Origin of the sequence: Bacillus sp. 95MFCvi2.1 (assembly GCF_000374965.1) — a bacterium.
GTDB classification, from domain to species: Bacteria; Bacillota; Bacilli; order Bacillales; family Bacillaceae_G; genus Bacillus_A; species Bacillus_A pseudomycoides.
In genome coordinates this window covers 1-23,061 of the sequence record NZ_KB895706.1, presented here as the reverse complement: position 1 = coordinate 23,061, position 23,061 = coordinate 1, and the positions used below count along the sequence as shown (strand labels likewise).

Here is a 23,061-nt window from a genome sequence, read left to right as displayed (position 1 = left end):
AGGATGAGGGAAATGGCGCGCATTAATCAACAGCAAATGTCCAAATTATTGCAAGTGTATTTTATTATGGGTAGTAACAATTGCCAAAAGGATCCATTACGAGTAATGAAAGAAGCGCTAGATGGTGGAGTGACCCTTTTTCAATTTCGTGAAAAGGGTGAAGGAGCTTTAACTGGCAAAGAACGAGTCCATTTTGCAAAGCAGTTACAAGCACTTTGTAAAGAATATAATGTTCCATTTATCGTGAATGATGATGTAGACTTAGCAATTGAATTAGATGCAGATGGTATTCATGTTGGACAAGATGATGAAGGAATTACATTCGTTCGTGAAAAAATGGGAGATAAAATTGTTGGGGTATCTGCCCATACGATAGAAGAAGCACGCTTTGCCATTGCAAATGGGGCGGATTATTTAGGAGTAGGACCTATTTTTCCGACGAGTACGAAGAAAGATACAAAAGCGGTGCAAGGAACGAAAGGGTTGCGTCATTTTAGAGAGGCGGGGATTACAGTTCCGATTGTTGGTATTGGAGGAATTACAGTTAAAAATGCTGCTTCTGTTATAGAGGCAGGGGCTGATGGCGTTTCTGTTATTTCTGCCATTAGTTTAGCAGATTCGCCTTATGAAAGTACGTCTTTACTGACAGGTATTTTTAATGATAAAGTGAAACTTTAATTAGTGGGGGGTTCTTCATCCCATACTGATTATCATCCCTCACCAATTGGGATTTTACGGTCAGTTAATCTCCCACCTATCTTCCTCGTTTCTCTCTGAATCTTGAGGTGGGGGTCTTACTGCCCGCGAATAGCGGGATAAATAGTGAAAATTGTTGATATATGGGAAGAACCATTTCTAATCTGAAGAAATGGTTTTTTGTCGTATAAAACAAAGTGTGCGGCTCAAACTAATATGTATGAACATATATCGTTTCGGAGGGGAACATATGATTTCTTTACAAGATATTATAGCTGCTCATGAGAAAATGAAAGGCATTGTACATATGACACCGCTGGATTATTCAAGTACATTTAGTGAATTATCAAAGAATGAAGTGTATTTAAAGCTTGAAAATCTACAAAAAACCGGCTCTTTTAAAGTACGTGGTTCTTATAATAAGATGGTTTCTTTAGAAAAAGGAGAACTAGAAAATGGAGTTATTGCAGCATCTGCTGGAAATCATGCACAAGGAGTTGCCTATTCTAGTAATATGCTCGGTATTCCTTGTACGATTGTGATGCCAAAAGGTGCCCCGCTTAGTAAAGTGCTAGCGACGAAGCGATACGGAGCACACGTGGAATTGCAAGGTGATGTATTTGACGATGCTTTAGCTTACGCGCTTGATTTAAAAGAACAAACGGGAGCGAAGTTTGTTCACCCGTTTGATGATGAGGCTGTCATTGCTGGTCAAGGTACAGTTGGATTAGAAATTATGCAGCAGCTTGATGATATAGATACAGTAATCTGTCCTATTGGAGGCGGAGGTTTAATTGCAGGTATAGCGATGGCGATTAAAGAGCAGAAGCCATCGGTAAAAATATATGGTGTACAAGCGGTTGCCTGTCCAGGTATGAAGCAATCCTTTGAAGAAAAGAAAGTAATTACAGTAGAATCTTCACCGACTATGGCAGATGGAATCGCGGTAAAAAGACCAGGTGAGCTTACTTTTCAGCTTGTAGAGCGCTACGTAGATGATATTTTTTGTGTGGATGAAATGGAAATTGCACGAACAATGCTAATGCTACTTGAACGCAATAAATTATTAGTAGAGGGGTCCGGTGCTAGTTCATTAGCGGCGCTACTATATCAAAAAGTACCTGTGAAAGAAAAAAAGGTTGTGTCAGTTTTAAGTGGAGGGAATGTCGACGTAAACTTTATCACTCGTATTATTGAACATGGAATGGTTGAAGCTGGTCGATTTGTTCACATTGCGACAACAATTAAGGATAAACCAGGACATTTGCAACACTTACTTGAAATTGTGACAAATTTTGAAGCGAACGTATTACATATTCATTTAGAGAGAATTGGAACAAAGGTGTTTCCTGGGTATGCACAGCTCCATTTATCGTTAGAAACGAAAGATAAAAACCATATTGAAGAAGTGCTAAGCGCGATAGAGAAGAAAGGATATAATGTAGAGGTTATTGAATAAAGAATTTAAACAAACGTTTGATTAAATGAAAAAAGCACAAACTTTATTCAGAAAAAGTTTGTGCTTTTTATATATTAAAACATAATTGAAATTAGTAGCATCCCAATTCCAATGGAAGCAAATGTCGCAACCAGACCAGGAATCATAAAGCTATGATTTAATACATATTTACCAATACGTGTTGTTCCTGTACGGTCAAAGTTGATCGCAGCAACAATTGTTCCGTAGTTCGGAATGAAGAAATATCCGTTTACTGCAGGGAACATCGCAATAAGAAGTGCTGGTGAAATACCAAGTGATAATCCGAGTGGCACTAACGCACGTACTGTTGCTGCCTGACTATATAGTAAAATAGATAGAATAAATAATGCAATAGCGAATAACCATGGTGCGCTTGTTACTAAGTGTTGAATCGATCCTTGAATCGTACTTAAGTTTCCGTTAAAGAATGTGTCTCCCATCCAAGCGATACCGAAGATTGCAACAACGGCTGTAGCACCAGCTTTGAAGACATTTCCAGATACAATGCTTTCTACATTCGGTTTACAGAAGATAATAATAAGAGCAGCAATTGTAAGCATGACCATTTCAATTGTATTTGGCATTGAAAGACGAACTAATTTTCCATCTATCATCCATCCTGGACGAAGTGTTTCGAATGAACCAAGAAGAACAACAAAAAGAGTAGCGAATAAGAAAAGAATAACAGATAACTTGGCACCTTTTGCACCGATAAATTCTTTCTTTTCTTCAAGTTTAGGAATCATTCCTTCTTTTAATCGTTTCAAGTATTCAGGGTCTTCATTTAACTCTTTACCCATTTTGCTGGCAACGAAAGCAGCTAGCATACAAGCGATGAAAGTAGAAGGAATACTTACTTTTAAAATATCTAACAATGTAATTTTATAATCAGCTAGCATTGCTAACAGGGCCACAGTTGCAGCAGAGATTGGACTTGCTGTAATTGCTTGTTGCGAAGCGATTACGGCAATTGACATCGGGCGTTCAGGTCTAATTCCTGATTCACGTGATACCTCTGCAATAACGGGAAGTACGGAATAGGCAACATGTCCAGTTCCAGCGCACAATGTAAATAAATATGTCACAATAGGTGCGAAAAATGTAATGCGCTTCGGGTTTTTACGAAGTGCTTTTTCTGCAAGATGAACAAGGTAATCCATTCCACCTGCAGCTTGTAAGGCACCTGCAGCTGTAATGACTGCTAAAATCATCAGCATAACGTCAATAGGAGGAGCTGTAGGTTGTAAATGGAATACGAATACAAGTATTGCCATACCAACTCCACCCATTACCCCTAGTCCAACTCCACCAAGGCGTGCACCGATAAAAATGCAGAGTAATAAGGTAATAAATTGTAGCCAAAACATGATAAACTACCTCCAAAATCTATATGGTAAGATATTTTTGAATAATTTAATTTGAATGATAATTATTAAATTATTCAAATAAAGACCTGTTAAATCAACCTTTTTATTATATAACACATAAAATGTAACATTCACTATATTTTGTGACATTATTTTGGAAAAACAATTACTTTAATTTAATATATAAATAAGAAATAATGGACGTATAGTGAATGTGTTGCAAAGAAAAAAGCAGAAACGAATTCATCCGTTTCTGCTTTTTTCTTATGAAATAGACTTATTTTAGAGATTCTTTAATTTGTGTGAAAATATTAATAGCAAAAATGATAATAGCAAGAACAACAAGAATACTTCCACCAGCAACAAAAGGTATAGCTGCATGGTAGCCATAAATCTCAAGAGCAAGTGCAATCATTATAATCGGTAGCCCGATATGTAAGAGCCAAAAATGCCATTTACCAAGTTTTGAGGCACCAGCTTCTTTGAAAATATAATATAAAATATATGACCAATAGTTTATGAGCGGTATCATATTATGAAAAAATGTGGATTTGTTTGTTTGAAAAAATAAATCATGCTACAATGAAAACGAATTAAGACCGGGGAGCCAATTGGCTGAGAGGATGTAAGTAAGCATCGACCCTCAACCTGATCTGGATAATGCCAGCGTAGGGAGTTACTTAAAGTGATGTAAGCAGATGTTGTTGTATAATAACTTGCATACAAGGCTTTCCTACGTATTTTGTAGGAAAGCCTTTTCTTTTTACAAAACATATTTTGCAAGGAGGATTTTCGGATGTCACAACAAGTTACAATTTCATTTTCAGTCGTACCACAAGCAAAAACGAAAGATGTGTATGCCGTTGTTGATAAAGCAATTGAAGTCGTACAACAATCGGGTGTTCGTTATGAAGTAGGTGCGATGGAAACAACACTAGAAGGAGAATTAGACGTGCTTCTTGACGTGATTAAACGTGCACAACAAGCTTGTGTTGATGCTGGAGCAGAAGAGGTTATTACTTCTATTAAAATTCATTATCGTCCAAGTACAGGTGTAACGATTGATGAGAAAGTTTGGAAGTACCGTGATGAATATGAAAAACCAGAAACGATCTAACATAACAATTACAACGATTTGGCTTATCCTTCTCATTTCTATATGGGAAGGATCTGTTTCATTATTTCAAATTGAACAGTGGATTTTGCCTAAACCTTCTGCTATTGTACAGGAACTGATTGGAATGAAGGATTTATTACTACCAAATACAATACAAACTTTGCAAGAAGTTATTATTGGATTATTCTTTGCGATTTTACTTGGAACGAGTATTGCAATTATTATGGATGTGATTCCGTTATTTCGTGTGTTAATTAATCCGTTACTCGTTATTTCACAAACCATTCCGATTGTCGTACTAGCCCCTCTATTTATTATTTGGTTTGGATATGGAATGCTCCCAAAGGTGATGGTCGTTATTCTTGTTTGTTTCTTTCCAATTGCTCTTAGTATTTTAGAAGGTTTTCAAACAGTAGATAAAAACATGCTCAAGTTGCTGCAAACAATGCGTGCGACAAAATGGCAAATCTATCAGAAGGTAAAATTCCCTGCCGTGCTTCCATATTTTTTCTCTGGATTAAAAATTGCTGTTACATATAGCGTGATGGGAGCAATTATCGGGGAGTGGCTTGGTGCGAGCGAGGGATTAGGTGTTATGCTTACTCGTGCAACAAAATCCTTTTTAACAGCTCGTGTATTTGGTATTGCAGCAATTATTGTCATGGTGACATTGCTCTTGTATTTTATCGTAGAATTTATGGCAAGACTAACAGCACCATGGATATACAGAAAGGACGACAGAAAATGAAAAAAGGCTTAAAAGTGATGCTAGCTGCAATACTTGCAGCTGGTGTTGTTGGCTGTAATGCGGCGAAGAAAGAAGAGAGCGCAGATAAAGAAAAGAAAGTAAAAGTTGTTTTAGACTGGTTCCCGAATACAAACCATACTGGTTTATATGTAGCAAAGACGAAAGACTACTATAAAAAACAAGGTTTAGACGTAGAAATCATTCAGCCGGGTGATAACGTATCGGCAGAGCAAATGATTGCATCAGGAAAAGCTGATTTCGGTGTAAGTTATCAAGAAAACGTAACATCAGCTCGTGTTGAAGGAATACCGGTTGTTTCAATTGGAGCAATTATTCAACATAATACATCTGCATTTGCATCACTGAAAAAAGATAATATTACCTCTCCGAAAGGGTTTGAAGGTAAGCGCTACGGCGGTTGGGGTGCACCAGCAGAAGAAGCGACGTTAAAAACAATTATGGATAAGCATCAAGCTGATTTTAGTAAAGTAGAAAAGGTTGTTCTTGGACAAACAGATTTCTTTAAATCAATTGGCCGCGATGCAGACTTTGAATGGATTTATTATGGCTGGGATGGCATTGAAGCAAAACGAAAAGGAAAAGAATTAAATACGATCATGGTAAAAGATTTAGATCCAGCGTTAGATTTCTATAGTCCTGTCATTATTACAAGTGAAAAGCATACAAAGCAAGATAAAGATTTTGTGAAAAAATTCATGAACGCAACGGCAGAAGGATATAACTTTGCAATTAAAGAGCCAAAAGAAGCGGCTGATATTTTAATTAAAAATGTACCGGACATTAATAAAGAGTTAGTACAAGAGAGCCAAAAATGGTTAAGTACGAAGTATCAAGACGATGCGAAAGCGTGGGGAGTACAGAAGGAAGAAGTTTGGACGAATTATATGAATTTCTTGCACGATAACAAAGTTATTAAAAAGAAAATTGATGTAAAAGATGCCTTTACAAACGAGTTCCTTCCAAGCGAAAAATGAACGGATTACAAATAAAAGATGTTGTGAAAGCATTTGATGGGAAAAATGTACTAGAAAAGATTAGTGCTTCTATACAAGAAGGTGAGTTTGTCTCGTTTGTAGGCCCAAGTGGTTGCGGAAAAAGCACGTTATTAAATCTGATTGCGAGTGTTGAAGAGGCAACTAGTGGTGAGGTAATCTATAACGATACCCTTGTTCAAAAACAGGATAGTGTAAGTTATATGCCGCAACAAGATTTGTTGCTCCCGTGGCGTTCAGCACTACAAAATATTGTTCTTCCATTAGAAATTGATGGGAAGCCAAAGAAAGAGAGACTTACAGAAGGAATGGAAGCCTTGCAACAATTTGGTCTAGCTGAATACGCAAATCATTATCCAGATGCATTATCCGGTGGTATGCGTCAGCGTATTAGTTTCCTTCGTACCTATTTATGCGAAAAGCCGATTATGCTGCTTGATGAACCCTTTGGTAAGTTAGATGCATTTACAAAAATGGAAGTGCATCGTTGGCTTTTAGATTCATGGCATCAAGAGAAGCAAACAATCGTGATGGTAACACATGACTTAGATGAAGCGATTCTATTATCTGATCGTGTATTCATTATGTCACAAAGGCCAGCTACGATTGTAGGTGAAGTAAAGGTTAACTTACCACGTCCTCGAACGATGGAAATGTTAACATCTCTTGAGTTAAAAGAAGATAAGGCCGAGATTTTAGGGATATTGGCTCCTTATATGCGGAAGTAATGAAAGCTTCTTAACAGTTTTTGTGACTGTTAAGAAGCTTTTTGTTTTAGAGGGAGAAACAATGGGTTAAATGATTGAACAAAGAGTGGATTTACTCATTTTAGATTTTACAAGTCTGTATGCAATGGAGAAAATATCCAAAGGAATTTTAAAAGAAAAAGAGGAACCAAAAGATTCATAACGAATAAAATATAAGAGCATGGTGCATGCTTATTATAAGACAATAATGATTTATAAAGGAGTGAAAGGATAAGATGACTTTATCAACTGTTCTTCAAATGGTTTTAGCTTGATATGGGAGAAGTCTGCCCATTTTTAAAGTTTAAGCCAAATTGAAGACAGCAGGTAAAGAACCTTAATCCTTTTTTACAATAGTAATGTGTAATGGGTAAGGTGTGTTCACCTTACCCATTTTTCATATATACAATTAAATAAGATCTTTATTTTGCTGTTCTCCCTATTTGGCTTGTTAGTTATAAAGAAAAGGAGAGAACAAAAATGAGCGTATTAACAGTAGAAAATCTTACACATACGTATGGAGATAAAACCATTTTATATAATGCTTGTTTTCGATTATTACAAGGTGAACATGCGGGGCTTGTCGGAAGTAATGGTGCAGGAAAGTCAACATTGCTTCGGCTTTTAATAGGAGAAGTTTTGCCTGATGGGGGAATGATTGAATGGTTTCCGCATGTAAAGGCGGGGTTTTTAGAGCAGCACATTGATTTACAAGAAGGAACAACAATTGAGGAATATTTACAAAGTGCATTTTCTCATTTGTATGCGATTGAACGTGAAATGATAGTCATTGCTGAAAAGATGGCAAAGGAAACAGACTTAGATAAGTTATTGGTACACTATGGGGAATTACAAAATATACTAGAGGGTTCAGATTTTTATCAAGTTCATACGAAAATAGAAGAAGTAGCAGCTGGTTTAGGATTGTTAGACTTAGGGATGAAAAAAGATGTTTCAAAATTAAGTGGTGGCCAGCGTACAAAGTTATTACTTGGGAAGCTTCTTTTAGAGAAGCCACATGTTTTACTATTAGATGAACCAACAAACTATTTAGATACAGTTCATATAGATTGGCTAAGGGCGTATTTACAAGCGTATGAGCATGCCTATATTGTTGTGTCACATGATGAATCATTTTTAAACAATATTACGAATGTTATTTATCATTTAGAAGGGCAAACAATAAAGCGCTATACGGGGAATTATGAAAGATTTTTAGAAAGTTATCGCTTGCAGAAGCAGCAATTGCAAGTGGCTTATACGAGACAACAAAAGGAAATTGCAAATTTAGAGAGTTTTATTCAAAAAAATAAAATTCGAAAAGCAAAGCAGGCAAAAAGCCGTGAAAAGGTATTGGAGAAAATGGAAAAAATCGGAAAACATAACGATGTACCACGGCCGCGTTTTCATTTTCAGATTCACACTGAGCCTGTGAGCCGCATATTACAAGCACAGCAAATTCAAATTGGTTACGTGGAGCCATTGTTTCCATCCCTTAATTTACAAGTGAAAAGGGGCGAAAAGATTGCAATTGTTGGTCATAATGGAATTGGAAAAACAACAATGCTAAAAACGTTGTTAGGACAATTAGAACCATTAAGCGGGAGAGTTCATATTGGAGAACGGGTACAACCTGCATATTTTGCTCAAGAAGAATTTAGGGTAGAAGTTACACCACTTGAGCAAGTATGTTCAGGTCGTCCAGATATGACGCAAAAAGAAGTTCGTCAATCTTTAGCAAGGTGTGGTTTAAAGGAAGAACATATTCGGCAGTCTCTTTGCCTTTTAAGTGGTGGAGAACAAACGAAGGTACGTTTATGTGAACTTATGTTAATGCGGAGTAATGTTTTAATTCTAGATGAGCCGACGAATCATTTAGATGTACAGGCGAAAGAGGCATTGAGAGAAGCTTTAGAACACTATCAAGGGACAATTTTACTCGTTTCTCATGAACCTTCTTTTTATGAATCTTGGGTGACGAGAGTTTGGAATCTGGAGGAAATGAACGTTACTAAAAAATAAGAGAGCCGTTTATTTAGGAGTGTAATGGGCAAGGCATAAAATATTTTAGTATGAAGATCATGAAGCAGCTACATGTTACGTAGCTGCTTTCATATTATTTATTGATTTACTTGTAGTCGTTCTTGAATGAATAATAGTAATTTAACAATACTTTCTTCCGTATAAATATCAAATTTTTGTCGATGAAATTCACCATGTTCGTTATAAAAAATAAGTTCTCCTTTACCAGCAACTTCGTTTATCAACATATGAAAACTAAGTGGCGTTGCTACGATGGAGCCGTTATCATCTCGTAAAAGTATTTGGCATAGTGTTCCTTGTTGTGCCTCTTCATATAAAAAATCGTAATGAAAGGATTGAGAGAGTTTTTCTATCTGAGATAATAGTAGGGTTTGTATAGCATGTTTATCTTGCATACAGTATAACCTCTTTTCGTTTGTTTATATAAAGTATTTGCTGTTCTAGTATATTAACGATAGGGATACTTTGTACATAGCTATTGCTCATTACGTCTAGAGACTACCAAATAGATAATTAGAAGAAAGAAATCCATTATTCGTAAATAAATTATATTCAGAAAAATCTTATTGACAAAATTTTTCGTGAGATTTACTATTAGTACCATAGTTTTTGAAAAATTTAATACAAATACTCTTATCCAGAGAGGCGGAGGGACTGGCCCTATGATGCCCGGCAACCGAGCTTATGAATTATAAGCTAAGGTGCTAATTCCTGCAAAACGATTTTCATTTTGGAAGATAAGAGAGGAGCCTATTTTGTCTATTCGACACCTCTCTTATTTGAGAGGTGTTTTTTGTTTAAGAACAGATATATATAAGGGGGAATTGTATATGAAAAAGTTGTTGTTAAGTATTGTAAGTGGAACGGTATTGTTATTAGGCGCATGTAGTGCTGATTCGGGGAAGGAAGCAAAAGCGCTAGATGAGAAAAAGATTACAGTTGGTGTAACAGGTGGACCACATGAACAGATTTTTGAAAAAGTAAAAGAAGTGGCGGCAAAAGATGGTCTACAAGTTGATTTAAAGGTATTTAATGATTATGTAGCACCAAATGTATCGTTAGACGAAAAAGACATTGATGTGAATAGCTATCAAACGAAATCCTATTTAGATGTATTTAAAGCAGAACGCAATATGAAATTGACAGAAGTATTTTCAACGGTAACGTTCCCAATGGGAGTATATTCTAAAAAACTGAAAGATGTAAAAGAGTTAAAAGATGGAGATGCAATTGCTGTACCCAATGATCCAACGAATGAACTTCGGGCATTAAAATTATTTGAAAAAGCAGGTGTTTTAAAGGTTGATCCAAAAGCAACCGAGAAAGCAACTGCAAAAGATGTGATTGAGAATCCGAAGAATTTGAAAATTGTTGAATTAGAGGCGTCACAATTACCAACGCAGCTAGATGAAGTGAAAGCAGCGGCGATTAATACGAATTTTGCATTAGGTGCAAAACTAAATCCAGCTAAAGATTCTATTTTCCGTGAAGGAAAAGATTCACCATATGTAAACTGGGTGGTTGTTCGTACGGGAAATAAGGATGATGCAGCTGTAAAAAAATTAAAGAAAGCGTATCAATCTAAAGAAATTAAAGAGTTTATTGAGAAAAAATTCGATGGTTCTGTTTTGCCATCTTGGTAGGAGCTGACTATAATGATTGAACTGAAAAATGTATCCAAAGTATTTACAACAAAAAAAGGTAAGGTTGAAGCTCTTAAACCAATTTCTCTTAAAGTAGAGAAAGGAGAAGTATTTGGAATCATCGGATATAGTGGCGCTGGTAAAAGTACATTAATCCGTTGTGTAAATTTATTAGAAAAACCAACAACAGGAAATATAATTGTAAATGAAAAAGATTTAACAACTTTATCTACAAAAGAGTTAGCGCAAGCGAGACAAAAAATCGGGATGATTTTTCAAGGATTTAACTTATTAAAAACAGTCAATGTTTATGAAAATATTGCATTACCTTTACGTCTAGCTGGGATTCCAAAAACTGAAATTGAAAAAAGAGTAGAAAAATATTTACGTATTGTTGACCTTTTTGATAGAAAAGATGCATATCCAAGTGAGCTTTCTGGTGGTCAAAAACAGCGTGTTGCGATTGCGCGTGCACTATCCTATGAACCAGAAATTTTGCTAAGTGATGAAGCGACAAGTGCATTAGACCCAGAAACAACAGATTCTATTTTAGATTTGCTACTAGAGATCAATGAGAAAATAGGTATTACGATTTTGCTAATTACACACGAAATGAATGTAATTCAGCGTATATGTGATCGAGTTGCTGTAATGGAGAATGGGGCTGTGGTTGAGAGTGGCACAGTAAAGGATATTTTTACAAATCCGCAACATGTAACCACGAAAAAATTTGTAAACAGCGCTTTTGCAGCTAAAATTCCGGAAGAAGTACAGAAAGAGCTAAAAAACACTGGGGAGATTGTAACACTTTCGTTTATAGGGAACTCTTCAGGAGAACCAGCATTGGCTGTTGCTACAAAACGATTCCAAGTGTATCCCAATATTTTATCTGGTAATATTACACAATTAAAGCATGAAGCGTACGGTAAACTCGTTGTTCATATGCAAGGTGAAGAAAACGAGGTACATAGAGCTTTAGTATTTTTACAGGAACAAGGAATCATCGTAGAAGGAGGTAGGAAAGAGTATGGGAAACAAGTCCTTTTTGGATGAATGGAGTAACGTGATATGGGAAGCAACGATTCAAACGTTTCAAATGACATCAATTTCACTACTTATATCAATTATTATTGCATTGCCACTAGGAGTAACACTTGTTTTAACAAGGCCTGGTGGTCAACTAGAGAATAAAATCGTATACCCTATTTTTAATACAATTATTAATGTCATTCGTTCTATTCCATTTATTATTCTATTATTCTTCATTCTACCGTTTACAAAACTGCTTATGGGAACTTCAATTGGTGTGAAAGGTGTGATTGTACCGCTTGTTGTATTTACAGCTCCTTATATTGCACGTTTAATGGAAACAGCTTTACTAGAAGTGGATCGTGGTGTAATTGAGGCGTATCAAGCGATGGGAGTTTCTACTATAAAGATTATTTGGCACGTTATGGTTAGAGAAGCGCGTCCATCGCTTGTGCTCGGCTTGACCATCGCAACGATTGGATTAATCGGTGCAACTGCGATGGCTGGACTTGTAGGAGCAGGTGGTCTTGGAGATTTAGCATATCGATTCGGTCATTTGCGTTATGAGCCAGAAGTGATGTATGCAACAGTCTTTATCCTAATTATTCTTGTTCAAGGATTACAATCTCTAGGGAACGGGATTGCGAGAAAATTAAAGAAAGATTGAAAAAGTGCGGTCGCTCAAATATAAGAGGTACCGCACTTTTTTATTTTTTGGAATATAGGTATAAATAAAATTGAGACCTAATTTTTTTAGATACCATATCGTGGTATCATTTAAATTTTTCGTGTAAAATAATAGTAAAAATATGTAATAGAAGAATTAATAGCATATATTGAAGAACAAGGATGATTACTTTTATTCATAAAAACCGGAAATTGTGGCGTGATGTGATGTTAGAGAAGGTAAATCGTTTGTTAAAGCATTATAAAAATGTGGAAAATATTGTCGTTTCATTGGAGGATATGAAAGAAATTTCAGCGAAGTATTTAGTATTTACAGCACCAACAGTTTTATTATTTCATCAAGGAAAAGAAATACTTTGTGAGTCACGATTTATTTCCTTAGGGAATATAGAATGAAGATTACAAATGTTCAGAAAATAAAAGGGGGATTTCATATGGGATTTGTAATAGCGGCATTATTGTTTTTAGTTTTAATTGGAATGATTGTAAAATCAATTAGATCGAATAAACGGAAAGTAAATCTTTATAAATCAGGTACTGGTGATAGTACATCCACTACGGCTACTTCTACACCATTTTTCTTTGCAGGATCTGATAGCGATAATTCACATGATTGTGGAAGTTCGTTTGGAGGAGATAGCGGTTTTTCAGGTGGTGATGGCGGTAGCTGTGGCGGCGGTGGAGATTAAAAAAATACGCTCTTTATGGGCGTACTTCTTTTTAAACAAACGTTTGATTAGTTGACTTGAATCCGTATAGAATCAGCTAAACAAACGTTTGTTTAAATGCAATGTATTAATAAATAAGGAATATATGATGTTATAAGGGGAATGAACATGGAGAAGAAGCCGAAAGTTAAAAATAAAGGGAAGGTAGCTTTATTTTTATTAGTTGCAGGGGGAGTATTTATTGTTAAACTTGGTTTGAAGGTTGGAGCTATTCATACACTTCGAACATGGTTTGAGAATACTTTTTCCTAAATAAGGAATATGACCTCTTGTAAAAGAGGGTTTATATTTGTTAATATTAGACTGAACGGTCGGTTCGGTGAGGTGTGAACATGAGGAAGAGTGCAGAAGAGATAAAAAAAGAAATAGCGTACCAAGCGGAAGAGTTATTTTCACAAAAAGGATACGCTGCAACATCTATGGAAGATATTTGTGAAATTACTGAACGTAGTAAAGGTAGCATTTATTATCATTTTAAAAGCAAGGAAGAATTATTTTTATTTGTAGTAAAACAACATACGTATGATTGGCTTGAAAAGTGGAATGAAAAAGAAAAGCATTATCATACGAGTACCGAAAAATTATATGGGCTTGCAGAGTACCACGTGGAAGATATACAACAGCCTATTTTTAGTGCCGTGGAAGAGTTTTCTACAAGTCAAATTGTGAGCAAAGAAACTCTGGATGAAATGCTGGTTTTAGCAAGGGCATCATATGGTGTTTTTGAAAAATTAATTGAAGAAGGTATAAAATCTGGAGAATTCCGTCAAGGAGATACCAGGGATCTTATGTACATTGTAAATGGCTTATTATCAGGGCTTGGGGTACTTTACTATGAGCTAGACTCTACAGAAATGAAACGCATTTACAAGAAGGCAATAGATGTACTGCTACAAGGAATGGCAGCTGAATCTTAAATCAGCAGCTTTTCTTTCATACTAAATTAGACTGGACGGTCGGTTTATAAAGGAGAGATAGTATGAAATCTTTATTTAAAAATCGAGCATTTATGCTTGTTATGGCGTCTGATATTTTACAGCAGTTTGCAATTTGGATTCGAAATATGGCACTTTTGTATTTCGTTATGGAGCGAACAAATAATGATCCCGTTTCAGTTTCATTATTATCGGTTATGGAATACGCACCCATTTTTGTTTTTTCATTCATTGGTGGTGCGTTAGCAGATCGTTGGAATCCGAAACGAACGATGGTAGTAGGGGATATGCTGAGTATGGTATCTATTATTGGAATTGTGTTCTTGTTAAAAATGGATTATTGGCAGGCTATATTTTTTGCAGCGCTTGTTTCAGCGGTTGTTGGACAATTTTCTCAGCCTTCATCGTCACGAATATTTAAACGCTACGTAGAAGAAAAACATGTTGCAAATGCAATTGCAATAAACCAAACGCTACAGTCACTATTTATGATTTTTGGGCCAGTTGTAGGATCGATTGTTTATACACAGCTTGGGTTGTTTATTTCACTATATAGCTTAATTGGATTGTTTGTGTTATCGGCTATTACTCTTTCGTTTTTACCAAGATGGATAGAAAAAGAGAAAACTGAGGGTATTTCATTATGGAATGATATAAAAGAGGGATGGAGGTATGTCCTTCAAACAAAAAATTTATATATGATTACAATTACTTTCGCAATTATTGGATTAGCAGTAGGATTAACAAATCCATTAGAAATATTTCTTGTTATTGAACGATTGGGAATGGAGAAGGAGGCTGTTCAATATTTAGCAGCTGCTGATGGAATAGGTATGCTCATTGGAGGCGTCGTTGCAGCAGTCTTTGCTTCAAAAGTGAATCCGAAAAAAATGTTTGTGTTTGGTATGGGTGTTTTGGCTATGTCTTTTCTTGTAGAAGGACTGTCTACATCATTTTGGATTACTAGTTTGATGCGGTTTGGAACGGGAATTTGCTTAGCTTGTGTGAACATTGTGGTTGGAACACTTATGATTCAGCTTGTACCGGAGAATATGGTAGGACGTGTAAATGGTACAATTTTACCGCTTTTTATGGGAACTATGTTAATTGGAAATTCACTAGCTGGGGGATTAAAAGAAGCGACTTCACTTATTATTGTATTTTGTATAGCGATGTCACTTATTTTACTCGCGATTTTACCAATTTTACGTATGAGAATAAATGAAGAAGTTAGAAATAAAAAAGAGGATGCAAATCAAAAGGGGGTTACGGATTCTTTGGTGTAGGAATTCTACTAGAACAGGAGCGATTCATGCTCCTTTTTTATCCCGCATTAACGGACAGTAAGACCCCCACTGATTAAAGTTTCACTTTATATGGGGATTTTTTGACAACTATATGTACCAAATATATACTGATATTGTAAAAATAATTTTACAGGCTAGGAGAAAAGATGTGAAAAACCAAATTTACGCATTGCGCACTGAAAATCATATTTCACAAGGTGCATTAGCTGATAAATGTAAAGTATCGAGACAGACGATAAATGCAATTGAAAATAATAAATATGATCCAAGTTTAGCTCTGGCATTTCGTTTAGCTGAAGTATTAGGGACAACGGTTGATAAATTATTTTTGTATAAGCAGTAGAGTTTTTATATAAATACGGATTGAAAGACCGACATAAAACTATTCCTTTTAGGTGGGAGAGAGCATCCGCCCATGGGTAGGAGCGGTCGGTGTCTTTTTTACCCCATGCCATGTGAAAACAGAAGGAGAAAACGAGTGGAGAACTTCTTTTTTTTTCATAACCACGACTTAGATATCGGGAAATTAAAATAGATATATATGGTAGTGGAAGGTGTCGATAGAATAATAGAAAATGTCCCTTTCTGCATGCAGAAAGGGACATTTTCTATTATAGTGTTTCCGATTTTGGAGCAGGTGGTGTAACAGAAGTCGCATTTTCTGGTACTCGTGTTAGTATGAATCCGCCGATTATAAATAAAACGATAATGCTTAGTACACCAGCATTTGTTCTTCCTGTTAGCTGAGTTGTTACACCGACTAATACGGGTCCCATAATAGCTGCGAACTTACCGAAAATATTATAGAATCCGAAGAATTCATTTGCAGATTCTTTCGGTACCAACTTTGCAAAATATGAGCGGCTGAGCGCTTGAATTCCGCCTTGAGAAGTTGCGACAAGCATTGCTAAAATCCAAAAGTCGAGTGTTGTTTTTAAGAAATAAGCGTATGCACAAATAATGATATAAATAATAACACCGACATAAAGCATTTTCTTGTCTTTGAACGTTTCAGATAGTTTCCCATACACCAAGGCGAATGGACAAGCGACAATTTGTGTTACAAATAAAATAATAAGTAAGTTTGTCGCACTAATACCAAGGTCTGTGCCATAAGCTGTGGACATTGTAATAATTGTATCGACGCCATCAATGTAGAAGAAATAAGCAAGCAAGAACAAAAATACAGTGCGATATTGACGGATATTTTTAAATGTATTAGCTAGGCGCTTAAAACTCATTGTGATCGGTTTTGGATGCCTTTCAATATAATGCGTTTGTTCCACATTTTTGAGCATCGGAATCGTAAATAATCCCCACCAAAGAGCTGTAATTGCAAAGGAAATTTGACTGGCGATACCAACTGATAATGGGATTGTTCCTTTTTGGGCAAGGATAATTAGAGTGAGGCATCCAATAAATGGAATTGTACTTCCGATATAGCCTAATGCAAAACCACGAGTTGAAATTCGGGTCATTCGATCTTCTGTTGTGATATCTACTAAAAATGCATCATAGAAAATGTTTGCTCCAGCAAATCCAACTAAAGCGAGCATATAGCAGCCTAGTAGTAAATACCACTGTGATGTTGGAACAACAGCTAGCATACTTGTAAATATAATACCGAGTCCAAAAAAGAATGTGAAAAAGCGTTTTTTAAAGCCTTTATAATCGGCAATTGTACCGAGAATAGGAGCGAGAATAGAAATTAAAAGTGTTGAGAGAGAATTTGCATATCCCCAATAAGCTGTTGAAGTTGCTCCAGATAGACCTGCTTCTTTTGCAGCAGCTTTGAAATAAATAGGAAATAGTGCAGTTGTAATGACGAGCGAGTATACCGAGTTGGCCCAGTCATACAATATCCAGCTTTTTTCTTGTCTGGACATTTTTTTCATAGAATGTTCCTCCTTATAGTCGTTCTAACATTAGTGTACAAAAATAGAAATAGGAAAAAGAGAAACAGAGGTAAGTTTTACGTATTTTTTACATAGATACACATTTCTTTACAATTGAAGTAAATCCTCTATTATAGTTCCGTCAGTTTCACCAAGGTATAATCCGAGCAACCGTGCAATGGTCGGTCCTTCGTCAATGAGACGCATATAAGGAATAATTGCACCTTGGCGAATGCCTTTTCCAGCGGCGATGAAGATGGTCTCATAGTTTGGTTTTGTTGGAGAATAGCCATGCGTACCGAACGTGTATTTTTTACTGGGAGTTACATCTTTTTCCGAGATTTCTTTTATAAACTCTCCTGTGTAGTTTTCGGTGAAGTAATAGCCTTCTCTTGCTTCAAGCATAAAAAGGCAGTTTCCATCAGCACCGCGCTCTTTTGCGCCTTCATCATGAAGGATAAATTCGATTCCATTTTGTTTATCTTGAAGGAGTTCTTCAAGAAGGTGTTGGACAACTTGTATAGTTTGGATATCATTTTTATCCTTTACATGTACATAAGCAGAGCCATCACAGCTTTGGCAATAAGCTTTCCAGTTTGTTAATTTGCCATCTTGATTTACTGAAATGAGTCCTTTTTGATGGAAAAGAACATTTAATTGAATAGCCTTATTCTCACTTAGAGCGCTATGATCACCGAGGGCAATAATTGTACTTGCTTCGTATATACCAGTTACTTTTAATGCTTTGATAATCTTCCCCAGTCTCTCATCGTGCCGCTGAATAGCAGCTGTTGTCTCTGTAGAAGAAAATCCATGATAATGCCTTTGTGTATCTAAATCTGTAAAGTGAACAAACATGACGTTCGGTTTTTTTGTTTGTATGGTATGTACGGCTGAGGCGAGGACAAAATCATCAAGTTCGGGCTGTGACAACCCTTTTCTAATATGGCCAAAACGACGATTTAAATCTAGCTGATACAACGGGCTTCCACTAAATAATGAAACAAGAACTTGATTTTGCCACGGTCTGTTTGGAAAAATTTCAGGTAAGTTGTAGTCAATTTTTGCTCTTCCTGTAACAGGCCATAGAAGTGCAGCTGTTGTTAAATTCGCTTTTCGTGCCTCGTCATATAATGTCGTTCCTTTAATAGAACGGCGGTACCAATGCCAATCTGGTGATTCCCTGCCAGGCTGAAGTAATGTATTGCTTACAACACCATGTTTGTTAGGATAGTTACCAGTTACAATAGTGGCGTGACTTGGATATGTTACAGAAGGATAAATAGCTTCTACTTTTTTTGCAATTGCACCTTGTTCTATTAAAGACCGAAAATGAGGAAGTTCTTGTAATATAGGAAAATCTAAAGCTGATAAACAGTCAAAAGATAAAACAATTACATGATTTGTTAATGGCTTGCCCATTGTGTATACCTCCTGTTATATAACCTATTATTATATATTACTATTAATACCTAGTAATAAAAATATCTTTCGGAGAAGAAAGTATTTTTTATATATTCAGACTGATAAGAGTATAATGTGCGTAAGAAGAAATCAAGGGGGAAGAAAGATGGAAACCTTTTTAATAATTAGTATCCTAACAGTAATTGTTGTTTTCTTTGTGTCGTTCATGTTACGAAAAAGCTTTCCGAATCGCTCATTTGATATTACGTTTGGTCTTATTATCATTATAATTTGTCTAATTTGTTTTCTAATCACGTTATTTTTTATTGGTGGATTTGAAGGTATGGCATATGGTTTCTTATGTTTCTTTATACTAATTGGAACAGTTGTTGGAATGTTACTTCATCAAATTGTAAAATTGCTTAGGGCGAAAATAAAAAATTGATAAGGGACATTTAGTAGATCCCTGCAAATTTTATGATACTTATTATTGTATATCACTATTAATATCTGATTATAAAAAATCATCCATGAGGAAGGTTTATTGTTTATTTTTTGAATTTTAAAACATATAATAATTATAGGGAAATTGATGGAAGGAGGATATGGAATGAATGGATTTGAAGTGTTTTTTATAATTGGAGCTGTAACAATTCTCATTGTATTTGCTGTTTCATTTTTATTAAAGAAGCAATTTCCAAAGAGACCGTTTGATATTATATTTGCACTTATTTTAATTCTCCTTTGTTTAGCTTTCTTTCCTTTTACTATCTTCGCTATTGGAGGATGGGATGGAATGGGTTATGGTATTGCATGTTTCTTTGTTTTAGTGGGAACAATCATCGGTATGATTACTCATCAATTTGTAAAACTCTTTCGGAAAAATTATGTGTAAATTCAGTATAAAACAGAAAAAAACGAAAAGAATATATAAAAATAAGAAAATTAGCTATTGTTTTAAAATAGAATTTATATTATGATATTCAACAAATTTATTTCGTTATAACGATGAAAAAGGATTAGTACATGTCCCACCTTTTTTCTAGAGAGAGAATCCATTTGGCTGGAAGATTCTTAAAAAGGCGATATGGAACCTACCTTTGCGTTCTGCATATGCAGCGGGAAGTTCCCGTTATCAAAAAGAGAGCATGTACAATTTATTTGTGCATGAATCAGGGTGGTAACGCCGGCAAAAGCTCGGTCCCTATTTAGGGGACACGGGCTTTTTTTATTTTCTAAAGGAGGAAAAGAATATGGCAAAAGAACAAGTTCAAGCTATTACAAAAATGGAAGAAGACTTTGCGCAGTGGTATACCGATATTGTGAAAAAAGCTGAGTTAGTTGATTATTCAAGTGTAAAAGGATGTATGATTTTACGTCCGTATGGATACGCGTTATGGGAAAATATGCAGAAAGTGATGGATGGGAAACTAAAAGAATCCGGTCATGAAAATGTGTATATGCCAATGTTTATTCCAGAGAGCTTACTACAAAAAGAGAAGGATCATGTGGAAGGATTTGCACCTGAAGTAGCATGGGTTACACATGGAGGAGACGAGAAGTTAGCGGAACGACTCTGCGTTCGTCCAACATCTGAAACTTTATTTTGTGAGCATTTTTCAAAAATTGTCCAGTCTTATAATGATTTACCTAAATTATATAATCAGTGGTGTTCGGTTGTCCGTTGGGAAAAAACGACGAGACCATTTCTTCGTACAACTGAGTTTTTATGGCAAGAAGGTCATACAATTCATGAAACGGCAGAAGAATCTCAAGAAGAAACGTTAAACATTTTAAACCTGTATGCCTCTTTCTGTGAAGATTACTTAGCAATTCCAGTAATTAAAGGACAGAAAACGGAAAAAGAAAAATTTGCAGGGGCGAAAGCAACATATACGATTGAAAGTTTAATGCATGATGGAAAAGCGCTTCAAACAGGAACATCTCATAACTTTGGGACTAATTTCTCTGAAGCGTTTGATATTAAATTTTTAGATCGTAATGGAAAATGGCAATATGTACATCAAACATCTTGGGGCGTATCAACAAGAATGATTGGTGGACTTATTATGGTTCATAGTGATAATAACGGGCTAGTGATGCCGCCAAAAGTAGCACCAGTACAAGTTGTTATTGTACCAATTGCTCAGCATAAAGAAGGTGTGTTAGAAAAGGCAACCCAGCTACAAGGACGTATTCAAAAAGTTGCGCGCGTAAAAATAGATGCTAGTAATAAAACGCCAGGTTGGAAATTTAACGAGTATGAAATGAAGGGTGTTCCAATTCGATTAGAAGTTGGTCCAAAAGATATAGAGAAGAATCAAGTGGTACTTGTCAGACGCGATACGAAGGAAAAAGAGTTCGTATCAATGGATCAATTAGAAGAGCGTATCACATCATTACTTGATGAGATTCACGATTCTCTATTTAATAAAGCAAAGGCATTTCGCGATGAAAACACATATAGTGTTACAGCCTTTGAGGAAATGAAGCAAGCGGCTGATGAAAAGCAAGGGTTTATTAAGGCAATGTGGTGTGGTGAGCTGGCTTGTGAAGAAAAATTAAAAGAAGAAGCAGGAGTATCATCGCGTTGTATACCATTTGAGCAAGAAGAATTAGTACAAGAATGTGTATGCTGTGGGAAGAAAGCAGAGCATATGGTGTATTGGGGCAAGGCGTATTAATTATGTAAGTTTTAAAATAGACCTTTATCTCGAACTTATAAAATTTGAGATAAAGGTCTATTTATATGTTTGTTTAAATTTACAGTATGTATTTTGGGGATGGAGTTATTTTGTTTTAATTATTTCTATTGTTTCCTATGAACCAATAGAACAATATCGAAAAGGAACGATGGCGGAAACTTAGGTGATAAGGCACAAGGCATGAACGTCATGTATGCAAGCGATGATCTTGTTCCACGATGTTAGGATTCAAAGCATTTCGTACAGCCACTTACATAATATTTAGTATAATCTATAAAAATGTAGAAAGATTGTAAGTAATATGAGCTATTATGCAAGGGAAAATGGAATTTGTTTTTTTGTAGAGTAATGAATACATGATTCCCGTTACTGTTGCAGAAATAATAAATGCGATATCGTAGTTATGAGCAATTCCAAATAGTAAACTAGATAGGATTAATCCAGCTAGAAAAGAATATTTTGTTTCAAAAAATTTAAGTATAATCCCACGATATATAATTTCTTCTTGAATTGGTCCTATTAATGCAATTGATAGGATAGCAATTATATTAATAGTGAATGATTGCTCATATAAATTTTCTATTCCTAAATGTTCAGCTTGGATTTCAGCAGAATAAGAATATAAATTTGTTATTTTATCGATAAAAGTATCGATTATATATACTAATAAAATATATAGATATGTTTGAGATGAATATAAAGGTTTGATATTGCATACAGATATAATTATTTTTTGAAAAGGTGTATATTTTAATATAAACAGAATCAATATAAATAAATAAAAAATATCAAATATAAAATCTTGTACAATTATAAGACTATCATTGTTAAATTTTTGTTGAATGAAATTTAATGAACTGGTCATTTTTAATGGAATACCTATAATTATTATTGCTATAAAGTTGACTAACAATGTTCCTAAAATAAATTCTTTCCAGGATATTTTAATTTGCTGTAATTTTGTCTCCATGCATGTTCTCCTGTTATTAATTTTTTCATTTATAATATTTTGTTTTATAAAGTTAATAGTATTAGATGGAAAAAGTATAAAGTATATTATCTTTCTTTTCTTTATTAATGACAATGTATTTTAAGGTAATTTGTGATCTTGGTATGGATTGAACATCAATGAGATGTGTTTTTTTGTTTATGGATTTTACACCTCTTTATTTACAGTGTTTTGAATATATACTTTTCTAGTCATTTTTGAGGAAAATGGGTAAGTTGCGATAAAGTCAATAAAATCAAGGGAAATGAATGTAAACAAATATTTAAAAGTTTACATTCGTATTTATAATAAAAAAGCACTTTTCAATGTTTTAAAAGTGCTTTAACTTGATGTTGATGTGATGGAACCTCAAGTATGTAGAAATTTAAAAAAATCCCTTCATAATGCTAAAGGGACTTTGCTCATACAAATGATCTGCACATCAATTCATCTTTGATATACAGATCATTTGTATGATAATTTTTATAAATAATTGCGGAATAATGAACTTACATTACTGCTTTTAAAAG

At 35.2% G+C, this 23,061-nt stretch carries 24 protein-coding genes, 1 pseudogene, 2 riboswitches and 1 other annotated feature; of the genes and pseudogenes, 19 read left to right on the top strand and 6 right to left on the bottom strand.

The annotated features are described in order from the left end of the window. Positions 1–3: 3 nt before the first annotated feature. Entirely contained in the window at positions 4–678 is a 675-nt protein-coding gene (gene thiE, locus C568_RS0120665; protein ID WP_006093429.1) for a thiamine phosphate synthase, read from the top strand. Between the two features lie 268 nt (positions 679–946). After that, positions 947–2,155: a threonine ammonia-lyase gene (gene ilvA, locus C568_RS0120660; protein WP_018782590.1), complete on the top strand. Its 1,209-nt coding sequence runs from the start codon at positions 947–949 to the stop codon at positions 2,153–2,155. 74 nt (positions 2,156–2,229) lie between these two features. Here ilvA and C568_RS0120655 read toward each other — a convergent pair whose 3' ends face one another. Further along, a complete protein-coding gene (locus C568_RS0120655) occupies positions 2,230–3,543 on the bottom strand; it encodes an anaerobic C4-dicarboxylate transporter family protein (RefSeq protein WP_018782589.1) in 1,314 nt (437 codons plus the stop codon). Positions 3,544–3,820: 277 nt separating this feature from the next. Then, on the bottom strand, positions 3,821–4,075 hold the full coding sequence (locus C568_RS34355; RefSeq protein WP_123767159.1) for a hypothetical protein: 255 nt from the start codon (positions 4,073–4,075) through the stop codon (positions 3,821–3,823). 58 nt (positions 4,076–4,133) lie between these two features. Then, positions 4,134–4,235, top strand: a riboswitch (TPP riboswitch). Positions 4,236–4,339: 104 nt separating this feature from the next. On the opposite strand from C568_RS34355, the gene C568_RS0120645 reads away from it, so the two are divergent. From C568_RS0120645 to C568_RS0120620, 5 genes are all read left to right on the top strand, one after another. After that, a complete protein-coding gene (locus C568_RS0120645) occupies positions 4,340–4,660 on the top strand; it encodes an MTH1187 family thiamine-binding protein (protein WP_006093425.1) in 321 nt (106 codons plus the stop codon). After that, positions 4,632–5,408, top strand: coding sequence for an ABC transporter permease (locus tag C568_RS0120640; protein WP_018782588.1), 777 nt, complete (start codon positions 4,632–4,634; stop codon positions 5,406–5,408). Before C568_RS0120645 ends, C568_RS0120640 begins: the two co-directional genes overlap by 29 nt. Next, positions 5,405–6,403 carry an ABC transporter substrate-binding protein gene (locus C568_RS0120635; RefSeq protein ID WP_018782587.1) on the top strand — a complete coding sequence of 333 codons (999 nt, stop codon included), beginning with the start codon at positions 5,405–5,407 and terminating at the stop codon, positions 6,401–6,403. Before C568_RS0120640 ends, C568_RS0120635 begins: the two co-directional genes overlap by 4 nt. Further along, positions 6,400–7,149 carry an ABC transporter ATP-binding protein gene (locus C568_RS0120630; protein WP_018782586.1) on the top strand — a complete coding sequence of 250 codons (750 nt, stop codon included), beginning with the start codon at positions 6,400–6,402 and terminating at the stop codon, positions 7,147–7,149. The genes C568_RS0120635 and C568_RS0120630 overlap by 4 nt, the downstream gene beginning before the upstream one ends. A gap of 498 nt (positions 7,150–7,647) precedes the next feature. Next, positions 7,648–9,189, top strand: a complete 1,542-nt coding sequence (locus tag C568_RS0120620; RefSeq protein ID WP_018782584.1) for an ABC-F family ATP-binding cassette domain-containing protein — start codon at positions 7,648–7,650, stop codon at positions 9,187–9,189. A gap of 98 nt (positions 9,190–9,287) precedes the next feature. Here the strand turns inward: C568_RS0120620 and C568_RS0120615 are convergent, their stop codons facing one another. Further along, a complete protein-coding gene (locus C568_RS0120615; protein WP_018782583.1) occupies positions 9,288–9,605 on the bottom strand; it encodes a hypothetical protein in 318 nt (105 codons plus the stop codon). Positions 9,606–9,840: 235 nt separating this feature from the next. Next, positions 9,841–9,954: riboswitch (SAM riboswitch) on the top strand. 86 nt (positions 9,955–10,040) lie between these two features. Between C568_RS0120615 and C568_RS0120610 the strand changes: the two genes are divergently transcribed. From C568_RS0120610 to C568_RS0120570, 9 genes and pseudogenes are all read left to right on the top strand, one after another. After that, complete coding sequence (locus C568_RS0120610) at positions 10,041–10,853, top strand: MetQ/NlpA family ABC transporter substrate-binding protein (RefSeq protein WP_018782582.1); 813 nt, start codon at positions 10,041–10,043, stop codon at positions 10,851–10,853. A 12-nt stretch (positions 10,854–10,865) separates the two neighbouring features. Next, a complete protein-coding gene (locus C568_RS0120605; RefSeq protein ID WP_018782581.1) occupies positions 10,866–11,906 on the top strand; it encodes a methionine ABC transporter ATP-binding protein in 1,041 nt (346 codons plus the stop codon). Then, positions 11,881–12,549, top strand: a complete 669-nt coding sequence (locus tag C568_RS0120600; RefSeq protein WP_018782580.1) for a methionine ABC transporter permease — start codon at positions 11,881–11,883, stop codon at positions 12,547–12,549. The genes C568_RS0120605 and C568_RS0120600 overlap by 26 nt, the downstream gene beginning before the upstream one ends. 147 nt (positions 12,550–12,696) lie before the next feature. After that, positions 12,697–12,965, top strand: a pseudogene (locus tag C568_RS0120595) (thioredoxin family protein). Positions 12,966–13,003: 38 nt separating this feature from the next. Beyond that, positions 13,004–13,258: a hypothetical protein gene (locus C568_RS0120590; protein WP_003205752.1), complete on the top strand. Its 255-nt coding sequence runs from the start codon at positions 13,004–13,006 to the stop codon at positions 13,256–13,258. A gap of 147 nt (positions 13,259–13,405) precedes the next feature. Further along, positions 13,406–13,549 carry a hypothetical protein gene (locus tag C568_RS0120585; protein WP_003194771.1) on the top strand — a complete coding sequence of 48 codons (144 nt, stop codon included), beginning with the start codon at positions 13,406–13,408 and terminating at the stop codon, positions 13,547–13,549. A gap of 80 nt (positions 13,550–13,629) precedes the next feature. Continuing rightward, positions 13,630–14,214 (top strand): TetR/AcrR family transcriptional regulator, encoded by a 585-nt coding sequence (locus C568_RS0120580; protein WP_003194773.1) that lies wholly within the window; start codon positions 13,630–13,632, stop codon positions 14,212–14,214. Positions 14,215–14,276: 62 nt separating this feature from the next. Beyond that, a complete protein-coding gene (locus tag C568_RS0120575; protein ID WP_018782579.1) occupies positions 14,277–15,518 on the top strand; it encodes an MFS transporter in 1,242 nt (413 codons plus the stop codon). Positions 15,519–15,630: 112 nt separating this feature from the next. After that, positions 15,631–15,882, top strand: a complete 252-nt coding sequence (locus C568_RS0120570; protein WP_006093406.1) for a helix-turn-helix transcriptional regulator — start codon at positions 15,631–15,633, stop codon at positions 15,880–15,882. Between the two features lie 268 nt (positions 15,883–16,150). On the opposite strand, the gene C568_RS0120565 is transcribed toward C568_RS0120570, so the two are convergent. Together C568_RS0120565 and C568_RS0120560 are read right to left on the bottom strand one after the other, a co-directional pair. Beyond that, positions 16,151–17,434 carry an MFS transporter gene (locus C568_RS0120565; protein ID WP_006093404.1) on the bottom strand — a complete coding sequence of 428 codons (1,284 nt, stop codon included), beginning with the start codon at positions 17,432–17,434 and terminating at the stop codon, positions 16,151–16,153. A gap of 108 nt (positions 17,435–17,542) precedes the next feature. Next, positions 17,543–18,856 (bottom strand): alkaline phosphatase family protein, encoded by a 1,314-nt coding sequence (locus C568_RS0120560; RefSeq protein WP_006093402.1) that lies wholly within the window; start codon positions 18,854–18,856, stop codon positions 17,543–17,545. A gap of 148 nt (positions 18,857–19,004) precedes the next feature. On the opposite strand from C568_RS0120560, the gene C568_RS0120555 reads away from it, so the two are divergent. The 3 genes from C568_RS0120555 (at position 19,005) to proS (ending at position 21,522) form a co-directional block, all read left to right on the top strand. Further along, complete coding sequence (locus tag C568_RS0120555) at positions 19,005–19,283, top strand: YesK-like family protein (RefSeq protein WP_018782577.1); 279 nt, start codon at positions 19,005–19,007, stop codon at positions 19,281–19,283. 165 nt (positions 19,284–19,448) lie between these two features. Further along, a complete protein-coding gene (locus tag C568_RS0120550; protein ID WP_018766549.1) occupies positions 19,449–19,733 on the top strand; it encodes a YesK-like family protein in 285 nt (94 codons plus the stop codon). Positions 19,734–19,837: 104 nt separating this feature from the next. After that, positions 19,838–20,047, top strand: a binding site (T-box leader). 44 nt (positions 20,048–20,091) lie between these two features. Continuing rightward, a complete protein-coding gene (gene proS / locus C568_RS0120545; protein WP_006093398.1) occupies positions 20,092–21,522 on the top strand; it encodes a proline--tRNA ligase in 1,431 nt (476 codons plus the stop codon). 292 nt (positions 21,523–21,814) lie between these two features. Here proS and C568_RS0120540 read toward each other — a convergent pair whose 3' ends face one another. Beyond that, a complete protein-coding gene (locus C568_RS0120540; protein ID WP_018782576.1) occupies positions 21,815–22,513 on the bottom strand; it encodes a CPBP family intramembrane glutamic endopeptidase in 699 nt (232 codons plus the stop codon). Positions 22,514–23,061 lie beyond the last annotated feature (548 nt).